This is a genomic window from Mycolicibacter sinensis (genome assembly GCF_001667945.1).
GTDB classification, from domain to species: Bacteria; Actinomycetota; Actinomycetes; order Mycobacteriales; family Mycobacteriaceae; genus Mycobacterium; species Mycobacterium sinense_B.
On the sequence record NZ_LZJK01000130.1, the window covers coordinates 25,256 to 36,912 of the forward strand.

An 11,657-nucleotide genomic window follows, 5' to 3' on the forward strand; every position below is an offset into this window, starting at 1 on the left:
CGCGGTGCGCGGTGAAAATGCCCGCTCGAGCGCTACTCGCGACGCAGCCGGGACTGCACGAACTGCTCGAGTTGTTCCCATTCCTTGACCGCAGGAGCGAACGGGCGCTGCGGAGCGGCCACCGATTCCGGGTCGAGCACATAGCTGACCAGCCGGCCCAGGGCGCGGTCCGGTTTGAGGGTTTCGCTGACGATGCCGTCCTCGGCGTAGATGCCGACATCCTGCAGGAACTCCACGGCCAGCTCGAGTTGCTCGCGGTCAACCGCATCCGGGCCGTCGGTCAGGTCGTCGACCATGCCCGAGAGCACGTAGACGTTGTCGTCGGTGATCTCGATCGCCAGCGAGCCATCGGTGGCGGCGGTGCGGATGTCGTCATAGGTGCTCAGGTCCGACAGGTCGTGATCGTGCTCGTCGGCCAAGTAGCGGGCCAGGCCGCGCTCGGAGCCGAACACGCTGATCCGGCCGTTGCGGCCCAGGAACACCGGCTGCTCGCCGAGGTAGCAGCGCAGCGTGAAGAACGTCCCGTTGTCGGTGATGATCCGGATCGGGTCGATACCGACCTTGGTCCAGAAATCCGCGTCGCCGCCGAGCACCACCCGGTCGCCGGTGGCCTGCTCGGTGATCACGGCGGCCGTCTCGTCCAAGTCGGCGTCTGCGGTGTCGCCGGTGTCCTCGGGGGCCGTCTCCTCCAGCTCGACCGGGGGCTCTTCGGCCAGCTCGTCGGCCGCCTTCGATGACGCCGCGGCGTCGACGTCCGGCGTGCTGATGATGTCTTCGACCGCGGCCAGCACGTTACCCCAGCTGCGGCCGACGATCTCGGCGATCGCGTTCCACCGCTTGCGGCCGGCCCGGCCGGTGAAGTTGTCGACGCCGCCGGCCAGCGTGCCCAGGCTCGGGTTGCCGTTGAAGAACTTCGTCACTGTGGTCAGGTCGCACACCGACCCGATCGACGAGACGATCTCCATCGCGTCGGCGACCGCGCGCACGGACTTCTTGGTCGGCTTGTCGGCCAGCAGTTCTTCGACCGCGATCAGGTCGTAGTGGCGGTTGGCGGCCGGGTTGAGCTTGTGGGCGTTGGCCTCGACCAGCCGCTGCCAGGCGGGGTGATCCGCCAGGTCGTTGTCGGTATTGGTGCGCACGAACGCCACCAGGTCGGCCGCGGTGGTGAACCCGTACAGGTCTTCGTCCTTGCCCAGGAACGCCTCCCACTCGTCACCGGCGTCACGCCAGCGCGGCGCCCACAGGGTGTAGCGGTCACCGGCGGTCACCGCAAGACGGATCGGTACGAGGTCAGCTGCCATGCGGCAAAGGATAACGGCGTCGGAGTCAGGGTTGCCCGGTCAGGTCGCCTCGATGTGTCCGTCATGGAAGCAGGATCGTGACACCGATGGTGTCGCGGGCACCGCCGCCGGCTCGCATTCGATCGCTTTCAACTCAGTGTCCGGTCACCACAACTGTGCAGATAGGCGTCGAGGTCGGCGAGACTGCCGTCCAGCACGGCGATGTAGCCGTCGGGGCGGACCAGGAGCAATCCCGAGCCGGGGGAGTCGGTCAGGTGCTGGACGTCGATCAGATCCAGGTAGCCGTCGAGGACCCGGCGAAGGCCCGGCGGTTCGACTCCGCGTACCTGCAGCGTGTACTTCGTCGGATGCAACGCATGGACCTGCGGAAAGCGATCACCGACCGCAAGACGGGAATCGTTGGTGCCGCCGGTTCCGTCGCGGTAAGACACGTCGAGCTGGGTCAGCGCCCGGCAAAGGATGCGCTGCACGGTGGGCTGCGACGTCACGTGCGGAGCGATGTGACGCCGTGCCGCGCATGCAATCGGATTGCGCAGCAAGGTGACCCGTGTTGCCCGCCGGGTCCCGGCGACGAGCCGATGCGCGACCGGTGCACGCTCGGTGGCATAGCTGTCCAGCAGATTGTGGTGCGCTCGACCGGCAATGACGGCCGCCAACTTCCACCCCAGGTTGAACGCATCTTGGATGCCGGTGTTCATGCCCTGCCCGCCGACCACCGAGTGCACATGGGCGGCGTCGCCGGCCAAGAACACCCGTCCCACACGATGTCGGGCCACCCTGCGCTGATTGATCTGAAATCGACCGGCGTAGGTGATGTCGCCGACACGCGATGCCGGTGGTGCGCAGCGGGCGACCGCGGTCTGTAGCTCGTCGAACGTCACGTGCCCGGGCGGGGCTTCGCCAGGCCGATAAGCGATCGTGAGCCGGTGCAGGCCGCCCGGCATCGGGAAGTAGGCGACGAAATTTCCGCGGTCGAGAAAGGAGAAGAACACGTCGTGCGGCAGCGGCCAGTCCATGCGGACGTCGGCCACGGCGAAGTTCTCCTCCAAGGCGGCACCGAGAAACGGCACGCCGAGCCGGTGACGGACGGTGCTGTGCGCGCCGTCGCAGCCCACTAGCCACCGCACCGCAGCCCGCTCGGCCACACCGTCAGCGTGGCGCAGGTCGACCTCGACCGCGTCGGGCCGCTGCCTCAGCGTGGTGACTTCGACCCGGCGTTCCACCACGACACCGCACTCGGCGAGCCTGGCCGCCAGTAGTGACTCGACTTTCGGCTGCGGCAGCATCAGCAGGTACGGATAGGCGCTGGGCAAGCCCCGCAGGTCCAGGTGCAGCATCCGTCTCCCTTCGCTGAACACCTGAAAGTCGGTGACACACACGCCGCCGGTCCTCGCCGCCTCGGCCAGTCCCAGTCGCTCGAAGAGTTCCAGGGTGCGGGGCTGAACGCCGAGGGCGCGGGTCTCGGTGGTGGGGGAGGCCGCCGCGTCGACGATGCGCACGCCGACGCCGCGGCGGGCCAATTCCACGGCCAGTGTCAGCCCGGTGGGCCCGGCACCGACGATCAATACGTCGGGGTTCATCGCTGCTCCTTCGGGGCGGGTGTGGCGACCGCGGCGAGGAACAGGTCGACGTGCGTCCCGACGTCTAGCGGTTCAGGCGGCTCTTGGGCTGCGCTCGGTGCCACCAGCAGCACCTTGGTCAGCGCGTGCAGTACGAGCGGGCCCACGAACATGCGCGCGGCGGCCATGGTGTCGACATCACGGACCAGACCGGCGTCCTGGCCGGCGACCAGTAATTCTGAGGTATGCCGAAACGCTCGTTCTGCCACGGCTTGTCGAAAGATCTCGCCCACTCGGGGCAGCCTGGGCGTCTCGGCGATCACTATGCGCGCCAGCTCGATGTAGTCGCGCTGTATCAGCTCGGCGCCCAGCTCCCCGGCCAGGGTCCGCAGCGCCCGGTCGAGATCGGCGCGTGTGGTCAGCTCCGGCGACGGCGCGCTGATCGTGCCCTCGCCGGCGATAATCAGGTGCTCCAGGACGTCGGCGAGCACGGCCTCCTTGCTGGGGTAGCGGGAATACAGCGTCTCTTTGGAGACGCCGGCCTCCTGGGCCAGGGCGGCGGTGCTCACGCTGGCGAACCCGTGCCGTAGGAACAGCGTTTGGGCGGCCCGCCGGATCTGTTGAACCTTGCTGTCGTTTCTGTTCTGCTGCGGCACGCGCCCCGCCTCTCGCCCATCGAACCGAACGGTACGGTTCGGTACGATAGGCCGTGGGCGGGGCCCGCGCAACCGGCGAGTGTCAGCCGGTGGATTCCGGGGGAGGCCCGGTGAGATAGCGCTGCACGGTGGGGCCGATCCACGCGACCAGCTCCTCGGCCGCTGCGGAGGCGAGTGGTTCGATCTTGAGTTGGTAACGCGCGAAGGCCAGGCCCAACAGGTGCACAGTGACCAGTTCGACGCGCAGGACCGCTTTGTCCACTCCGAACTCGGCATGCACTCGTTCTGCGACCGGGCCGGCCAGGGTGTCGTGTAACAGCTTGCGCGCCAACGGTTGGATGGCTGCCGAACGCCACAGGGTCAGCAGCGGGTCGAACAGGGAGCCTTCGTCCCAGCGTTCGAGGAAATGCCGCACCAGTCGCGGGCCGATCTCTTCTGGCCCCTCGTCAAGCAGGGTGGCCAACTGATGCAGGGGATGCTCGGGCACGTCGAGCACAGACGCGCTGAACAGGCCTTCTTTGTTGCCGAAGAAGTAGTACACCATCGCGACATCTACCCGGGCGTCGGCGGCGATCCGGCGCACGGTGGCTTGTTCGTAGCCATCGCGCATGAAGTGCTCACGCGCGGCCTCGATGATGCGCTGCTTGTTCTGCTGGCCGGTGCGCCACCGGCCGGCGCGGCCGGAGTCCGCCATATCGGACAGCTTACTTCAACGCCTGTTGACGTATCGGAGCGCCGCAGCGTACCGTCGTTTCTTGAACAGTCGTTGAAGAAAGGGGTGCGTAGATGGCAAAGCGGCGATTGTGGGTGAACCACCTGATCTCCGTACTAATCGCCCCCGCAACGATGACGGTGTTCATCCCGGCGCTGATCGTGGCGTTCGCCGGCATCGACGCTCCAGATCCGGGGACCGGCACCGGCCTGATGCTGATCGTCACTGGCGGCGTGCTGGTCGCTTTCGGGCTGTGGTTTCTGGTGTGGACCGTGCTGTTGTTCGACCGGGTCGGTGAGGGAGCACTGGCCGTCGGAACACCGATCCACCTGGTGGTGCGCGGGCCCTACCGGCGTGTCCGCAACCCGATGATGACCGCGGTGTTCAGCATCCAACTGGGTACCGCCGCCATCGCCGCATCCCCCTGGTTGCTCGCCTGGTTCGCGTTGTTCTGCACGCTGGTCGTGATCGCCGTTCCAGTTTTCGAAGAGCCGCACCTGGCCCGGCGGTTCGGCGCCGACTATGACGCCTACCGCCGCCATGTGCCGCGCTGGATTCCGCGGGTCACCGCGTGGACGCCCGTCGACCAACCGCACCGCAGCTGAAACCGTCCGGGCACAGGAGGAACGCCATGCCATTCCCGAAAGTGATCGCCCGCTGGAATCGGGTGGGGCTGAACCGGATCGCCCGTCGGATCGCTCCCCGGGCGCCGGGGTTCGGCGTGGTCCAGCACCGGGGCCGCCGCTCCGGGCGAATCTACGAGACTCCCGTCAACGTCTTCACCACCGCCACCGGAGTCCGGATCGCGCTGACCTATGGGCCCGACTCCGATTGGGTGAAAAACGTCGTGGCGGCCGGCGGCTGCCAATTGCGAACCCGCGGACGCAGACTGACGCTCACGGCACCTCGGCTGGTCCACGACCCGACCCGCTCGGGCGTCAGGCGGTTCGAACGCCGGATATTGCGCGCCCTGCATGTCGCCGATTTCCTCGATCTCACACCGGATCCGGCTGTCGACGAAAGTTATTGACGTAGGTGCTACCCGAAGCACGGTGGACGGAAGGCGGTTGAGGATGTGTGCATATCAGCGGCGCCGGATGGGCAAACCGGCGGGCCCGGCGGTGCTGACGGTGTTTATCCCCGGCCTGATCCTATCGGTCCAGTGCCAGCGCCGCCGCAGGTTCCTGCTCCGTGAGGAGGCGGCGCGGTGAAGCTGGCCCATCAGGACCAAGTAGAGGGCCTCGATCCGGCTTTCGCTCGGATGGCCATCGAGGTCGGCCGGCACGCCTGGTCGCTGCCGCAGCTGACCATGCGCGAGAAGGCATTCGTCTTTCTCGCCGCCGACTTATGCACGGCCAACCTAGGATTCGCCCTGGCAACCCACGTTCAGATGGCGGGTGCCAATGGGGTCACCGCGGTCGACTGTATCGCTGCGATCCGGCACCTGGCCCCGTACGTCGGCTATCCGACGGCGGCGGTCGCACTGCAGCGGCTCGTCGACCCGGGCGCGACGGCCGACACCCCACGGATGGCCGAGAGCCGACAGCTTCCCGCTGAGGTCGTCGACGAGCTCACCGCCCTGAACCCGGACTTCGCCGCCTTCGTTGCCGAGCAGTTTCGGCAGCGCTGGAGCGATGATCCCGAGCTATCGCAGCGGGAACGCGCATTGAGCTGTCTGGCTACCGACGTACTGAATCAGACCCTCGACGAATCCTTTGCTCTGCACGTGGAACTGGCTGAGGCGGCCGGCGCAGGGCCGGGGCAGATCAACGCCGTACTGCTTCTGGTGGCCGAGTACGGGATGGCCAAGGCTTGGCGCGCCTACCGGACACTGGCGCGGATTCGGGTTCGTCCCGACTGATCAGACCACGGTCGGCTCTACACTGCCCACACCGTCGGGGTGCGGGAACCCACCGCGCGCATCGCCGCACTGCTGTACAGCGTCGTGGCGATGTCGTGCGCTAGCGGGTACCCAGGTACAGCGCCACGGCGTCAGCCCCGTGGCGGTCGAGGATCGCGGTCAGCGCGCGGCGACAACAGCTGGCAGAGCTTCGTACCGGGCTGCCGCGGATTCTTCGACGCCGTGTCGGATCCCGCGTGCAGCGCCTCACTTTGACCGAAAGGCTGCTCGCGGGAATCGCCGTGAACCGCAAGGCGTAGGCGCACGTCCGGCAGACGGCATCACTTCTTGCCGCGGCGTCTCGATCGCGTTGATTGTGCGGGGTCATCGCCGGCGGAAGCCGCCGCAAGGAGACCGGGTGTGATCAGCCGCGCTAACGCCAACGGGTCGGCGGTCTGGGCGTCCTGGACATCATTGCGGACCACCGAACCGAGGATGGCGGTGCTCACCAATAGCCGGGCAGCGGTGTCGAATTCGGGCGGCGGATCACCGCCGATGCCAGCGACCGCAGCCAACCGTCGTGCGATAACCGACGTACCGCCATCTTGCATTTCGCGCACCCGTTGCCGCACCAGCGGGTGCGATGCGAGTTCGCGGAAGATGATGTTCCGTACCGCGCTGTGCTCCTTGAGCCGGTCAAGCAGGCGACCCCAGATCGCTGTGATCACGCCTTGCAGGTCGCCGGTAGGCAGATCATCGAGGTCCGACTCCGAGAACTCCACCAGCGGTGCCCGTTCGCGCACCACGGTCAACAACAGCTCGATCTTCGTGGAGAAATGGTAGAAAATCAGGCCGCTGGGCACCCCGGCATGTTTGGCGATGCGCGCGGTCGAGGTTCGATCGAAGCCGAACTCGGCGAAAAGATCTACGGCGGCATCGAGAATCCGCGTCCGCGCCGGCGCTTCCGCGGTGGCCGGTTTTGCCGCGGAGGGTCCGCTGGCTACTGACGTCGCTGGAGCGTCCCCATTGTCGGCACTCACGTTCCCGGGCCTACCTTCCTTGTCGGACCCGCCTTGAGGCCGACACCGGATGCTGGTGTCGGCCCCAGACCAGTGGTGTCAGCTGCGGACGCGTTCGGGCGTCCGGGCCGACGAGCGATTTCGTTTCACCGCCGGCAGTCCGGTGAGGGCAAGCGCAGCGACCGCAGCGCCGACCGTGTACGCATTCCATGCGGCACCGGACAACTCAGCGTAGGAGAACGCGAACGGCGACACCAGCACGCACACGCCGACGATTGATTGGGCCCACTCTGCCGTGGACTGGCTCGGCGCGGCGAGCGCCCAGATCGCCAGCAGCAGGATCGTGGCGCCGCCGACTTCCGCCACCCAAATGGTCGATCCATTCCCGCTGTTCGCCGTGAACAGGGGAACGCAGAGCAGGTAAAGGCCGAGCGCCAGATTAGTCCAGTCCATCCAGCGGATCTTGTTCATGCGGGTTTCTCCTCTCAGGTCATTCGGCGCGATGAGCCGAACACAGTGAAGTCTGCGCCTGACTGACTAATCAGTCAAGTCCGAGCGCGACTTCTCCGGGGTGGGGTTGAGTGCGACATCCGCCACTTGGCCGTCAAGGGCCGCTTTGGGGTGCAAACAGCGGCAGCGCAACACTGCGACGGTTGACAGCGAACCTCGGGCGTATTTCGTCGCGAAACGGCTGGATTGAAAATTGTCGATACCCGCGCCGGCCAGGGTTACCGCGTGCATTATGGACGCGATACCGTCGGCCCTGGACAGCCGCGGGCGCCCAGGCTAAGGGAAGATCCGCAATGACACACTCACGGCTGCGTTCAGTGGGTTCGGTACTGGTAGCCACTGCCGGCGCCATCGTGGTGAGTGCGACCGCGGCGGTCGAGGCCCCTCTGGTCCTTGACGAGCTCGCGTTACTGGCCGACGAAGGCTGGATCATGAGCGGCACCGGCGTACCCGATCCCACCGTCGGCTCCTACATCAGCCAGATCCTCGCGAACTACCTGCAACCGTCATCGCCGCTCTTCAACGGCCAGCCGTCCTTCCCCGGCTATAACTTCGAGGGCCTGACCACCCCCGAGCAGTTCTGCCCGTTCGTGTGCATCCCGGGTCAGCCGTCGCTGAACTTCGGCGACTCGCTGAATGCCGGTGTGGCCGCGCTGAATTCCTCGATCCTTCCGCAGCTGCTGGCGGGCGACAACGTCACCGTGTTCGGTTACTCCCAGAGCGCCACCATCAGCACCATCGAGATGAACGACCTGATCGCCAACGCCGGGGCGGCGGGCTACCCGACCCTGGATCAGCTGGGCAACCTGCACTTCGTGCTGATCGGTGACCCCAACAACGCGATCGGCGGCATCCTGGACCGCTTCCAGTTCCCCGACGACCAGCACGTGCCGTTCGTGAACATCCCGGTGAGCCTGGCGCCCACGCCCACCGACCACATCTCGACCGACATCTACACCGGCGAATACGACGGCTGGGCCAACTTCCCGCAGGACCCGACCAATCTCCTGGCCGTGATCAACGCGCTGATCGGCATTCTGACCGTGCACCCGTACTACCCGCTCTACAGCGCCGAGCAGCTGGCCAGTGCGATCAGCGTCGGCACCATCGGCGACGCCAACTTCTACATGATCCCGCAGAACCTGCCGATCCTGCAGTTCATGTTCAACGGCGGGACCGCCGGGCAGTTCTTCGGTGATTTCTTCTCGCCTTGGGCGCGGTTGTTCATCAACTGGGGCTACGGCAACGCCGGCGACCCGGACGTCAACGGGCTCTACAAGATTCCGGCCGGCGAGTTCATCAACGGCAGCGCCTATCAGCAGGCGTTCGGGGTGGCCGGCGGGCCGTGGGCGATGACGCCGACCGGCGAGCTCTATGACGGTTCCGGCGTGATGGGCCTGTTCATGAAGATGGACCCGCTGCAGATGCTGGCCGGCACCCAGAACGCGCTGATCCAAAGCCTCGTCGGCCCGTGGGCGGATGTCGCTGCCGCGGCCAACGGCGGCACCCTGTCGGCCTCGGACATCGCCACCATCACCGGTATCACCGACTTTCTGCAGGTCATCACCGGCTATGACTTGGTCAATTCGATCGACAAGTTCGTGCTCGACGGCTGGAGCAGCCTGGCCGACTCGATGGACCTGGGCGATGTGCTGGGCCCCGACGCGGTGCTGAGCGGGGTGGGCGTCCCCGGTGACGGGCTGCTGGCCCTGGTCGGGGTGGGCTTCGACATCTTCAACGTCTTCGGCGCCTAGCAAGCCGGTCCCGGGACCCGCTCGCAGCGCGCATTTGACAACGCGCGTTTTCTCCCTAAGGTGAAGCCTGAAATTCGCCTTATAGATCGATATGAATCGTCTGGCGATACAAACCGCGGCCACCGGGAGGTCTGTGATGAAGGCTCAGCGACTGCACGCGGCGGGCGCCACTCTGCTGGCCGCGCTCTGCGCCCTCGTGCTGGCCCTGTCGTCGCTGTTGTCACCGGCGCTGGCCTACCGGCTGGAGAAGTTGGTCGCCGACATCGTGCTGCTGGCCGGTGAGGGCTGGATCATGACCGGCACCGGCCAGTCCGACCCGACGGTGGGCAATTACATGGACTTGGTGCGGCAGTTCTACCTGCAGCCCGCGGACCCCTGGTTCGCCGGGCAGTCGACGTTCGCCGGCTACAACTTCGAGGGCCTGGTCACCCCCGAGCAGTTCTGCCCGATCGTCTGCCAGCCGCTGCCGGTCCCGCAGTTGAACTTCGCGGACTCACTCGCGCAGGGCGCGGCCAACCTGGACGCCGCGATCCGCCCCCAACTGGAGGCCGGCGATCTCGTCACGGTCTTCGGCTACTCGCAGAGCGCGGTGGTCTCCACGCTGGCGATGCAGAAGCTGCTCGCCGACGTGCCAGGCGGTTCATACGACCCGGACAACCTGCACTTCGTGCTGATCGGTGACCCGAACAGCCCGATCGGCGGCATTCTGAGCCGGCTGCACTTCGCCGACGGCCTGGACGGGAGCATGCAGCACATCCCGTTCCTGGGCATCCCGGTGGGCATCGGCGCGGGCCCGACCGACTTCTCGGCCAGCATCTACAGCACCGAATACGACGGCTGGTCCAACTTCCCGCTGGACCCCACCAACCTGCTGGCCGTGGCCAACGCGCTGATGGGAATCCCGGCGGTGCACGGCGCTTACTTCAACGACAACCTCGGCAACGCGATCGACCTCGGTTCGATCGGGTCGAACGACTTCTACATGCTGCCCACCGCGCAGTTGCCGATCCTCGGGCCCCTTTACGGGCTCGGTGATGTCGGCAAGCTGGTCGGTGACGCGCTCGCGCCCCTGCTGAAGGTCGCCATCGACTGGTCCTACGGCAACCCCGGCGCCCCGGACGCCGGCATCACCGTCGACGGGGTGGACCCGATCGGCGCGGCCGGCTCCTGGGCGGTCACCGCGACCGGGCACCTGTCCGAGGACACCGGGGTCGCCGGGTTCCTGCTGCGCATGGACCCGCTGCAGATGCTGGCCGGAATGCAGTACGCCGGTGTGCAGAGCCTGACCAACACCTTCAATAACCTGCTGGACTTCGCCGGGCAGGCTCCGCTGTCGCAGGGAGTCGTCGACTCGCTACTGACGGGCTATCACCTCACGATCGAGCTGGACCAGGCGCTGCTCACCGGGTGGCACGACCTGGCCGCCCAGTGGAACCTGCTCGACGTGCTGGGGCCCGACGCCATCTTTAACGGGGCGCCGCTGATCTCCGCCCAGCCGCTGCTGGACCTGGTCGGGCTGGGCTTCAGCATCCTCAACTACCTCGACGCCTGACGCCGTATGGTGTGAGCCCGTGGATGTGTGCGTCGTCGACCACCCGCTGGCCGCGGCGCGGCTGACGACTCTGCGTGACAAGGGCAGCGACAACGCGGCGTTCCGGTCGGCGCTGCGCGCCCTGACCCGGATGCTGGCCTACGAGGCCACCCGCGATGCCCCCTGTGAGCAGGTCCGTGTGCGCACCCCGCTGGCCGACACCGTCGGGGTTCGGCTGATGCGGCCGCCGCTGCTGGTACCGGTGTTGCGCGCCGGGCTGGGCATGGTCGACGCCGTCCACGCCCTGATCCCCGAAGCCGAGGTCGGGTTCGTCGGGGTGGTACGTGATGAGGCCAGCCACTTGCCGGTGCCGTATCTGGCCTCGCTGCCGACGGATCTGGGCGCCCGACCGGTCATGGTGCTGGATCCGATGCTGGCCACCGGCGGCTCGCTGGTGCACACCGTCGGACTGCTGGTCGATCGCGGCGCGACCGACATCACCGTGCTGTGCGTGGTGGCCGCCCCGGAAGGCGTTGCGGCACTTAAGGTCGCCGCTCCGGCCGCGCGGCTGTTCACCGCGGCGGTCGACGACGGGCTCAATGCCGACGCCTTCATCGTGCCGGGGCTCGGCGACGCCGGCGACCGGCAATTCGGCCCGCGTTGGACACAGTAGGTGTTGCCCGCCTTCCAGCGACAACTGTTTCTGCGCAGGAGGCATCAGTCGACCCGACGGCTCGCTGTCGCTCAGAGGCGGGCAACTGCCACAGCCCCCGGG

At 67.0% G+C, this 11,657-nt stretch carries 12 protein-coding genes; 6 read left to right on the top strand and 6 right to left on the bottom strand.

Translation table 11 applies throughout. The features are described from left to right. Positions 1–32 precede the first annotated feature (32 nt). The 4 genes from satS to A5694_RS17025 form a co-directional block, all read right to left on the bottom strand. Positions 33–1,301 carry a protein export chaperone SatS gene (gene satS, locus A5694_RS17010; RefSeq protein ID WP_064923281.1) on the bottom strand — a complete coding sequence of 423 codons (1,269 nt, stop codon included), beginning with the start codon at positions 1,299–1,301 and terminating at the stop codon, positions 33–35. Between the two features lie 128 nt (positions 1,302–1,429). Further along, the gene (locus A5694_RS17015; protein ID WP_064923283.1) at positions 1,430–2,881 is read right to left on the bottom strand and encodes an FAD-dependent monooxygenase; all 1,452 of its coding nucleotides are present in this window, start codon (positions 2,879–2,881) and stop codon (positions 1,430–1,432) included. Further along, on the bottom strand, positions 2,878–3,516 hold the full coding sequence (locus A5694_RS17020; RefSeq protein ID WP_064923285.1) for a TetR/AcrR family transcriptional regulator: 639 nt from the start codon (positions 3,514–3,516) through the stop codon (positions 2,878–2,880). The genes A5694_RS17015 and A5694_RS17020 overlap by 4 nt, the downstream gene beginning before the upstream one ends. Positions 3,517–3,598: 82 nt before the next feature. Continuing rightward, complete coding sequence (locus A5694_RS17025; protein ID WP_064923287.1) at positions 3,599–4,210, bottom strand: TetR family transcriptional regulator; 612 nt, start codon at positions 4,208–4,210, stop codon at positions 3,599–3,601. A gap of 92 nt (positions 4,211–4,302) precedes the next feature. On the opposite strand from A5694_RS17025, the gene A5694_RS17030 reads away from it, so the two are divergent. From A5694_RS17030 to A5694_RS17040, 3 genes are all read left to right on the top strand, one after another. Then, entirely contained in the window at positions 4,303–4,833 is a 531-nt protein-coding gene (locus tag A5694_RS17030) for a methyltransferase family protein (RefSeq protein WP_064923289.1), read from the top strand. A 26-nt stretch (positions 4,834–4,859) separates the two neighbouring features. Next, positions 4,860–5,258, top strand: coding sequence for a nitroreductase family deazaflavin-dependent oxidoreductase (locus tag A5694_RS17035; RefSeq protein WP_064923291.1), 399 nt, complete (start codon positions 4,860–4,862; stop codon positions 5,256–5,258). A 231-nt stretch (positions 5,259–5,489) separates the two neighbouring features. Continuing rightward, positions 5,490–6,089, top strand: a complete 600-nt coding sequence (locus A5694_RS17040) for a carboxymuconolactone decarboxylase family protein (RefSeq protein WP_082952718.1) — start codon at positions 5,490–5,492, stop codon at positions 6,087–6,089. Between the two features lie 320 nt (positions 6,090–6,409). Here the strand turns inward: A5694_RS17040 and A5694_RS17045 are convergent, their stop codons facing one another. After that, positions 6,410–7,108: a TetR/AcrR family transcriptional regulator gene (locus tag A5694_RS17045; protein ID WP_064923295.1), complete on the bottom strand. Its 699-nt coding sequence runs from the start codon at positions 7,106–7,108 to the stop codon at positions 6,410–6,412. A 78-nt stretch (positions 7,109–7,186) separates the two neighbouring features. Continuing rightward, the gene (locus A5694_RS17050; protein WP_064923297.1) at positions 7,187–7,558 is read right to left on the bottom strand and encodes an SPW repeat domain-containing protein; all 372 of its coding nucleotides are present in this window, start codon (positions 7,556–7,558) and stop codon (positions 7,187–7,189) included. 332 nt (positions 7,559–7,890) lie between these two features. On the opposite strand from A5694_RS17050, the gene A5694_RS17055 reads away from it, so the two are divergent. From A5694_RS17055 to upp, 3 genes are all read left to right on the top strand, one after another. After that, the gene (locus A5694_RS17055; protein WP_064923299.1) at positions 7,891–9,351 is read left to right on the top strand and encodes a PE-PPE domain-containing protein; all 1,461 of its coding nucleotides are present in this window, start codon (positions 7,891–7,893) and stop codon (positions 9,349–9,351) included. Between the two features lie 136 nt (positions 9,352–9,487). Beyond that, a complete protein-coding gene (locus A5694_RS17060; protein ID WP_064923393.1) occupies positions 9,488–10,903 on the top strand; it encodes a PE-PPE domain-containing protein in 1,416 nt (471 codons plus the stop codon). A gap of 19 nt (positions 10,904–10,922) precedes the next feature. Further along, entirely contained in the window at positions 10,923–11,555 is a 633-nt protein-coding gene (gene upp, locus A5694_RS17065; RefSeq protein ID WP_064923301.1) for a uracil phosphoribosyltransferase, read from the top strand. Positions 11,556–11,657 lie beyond the last annotated feature (102 nt).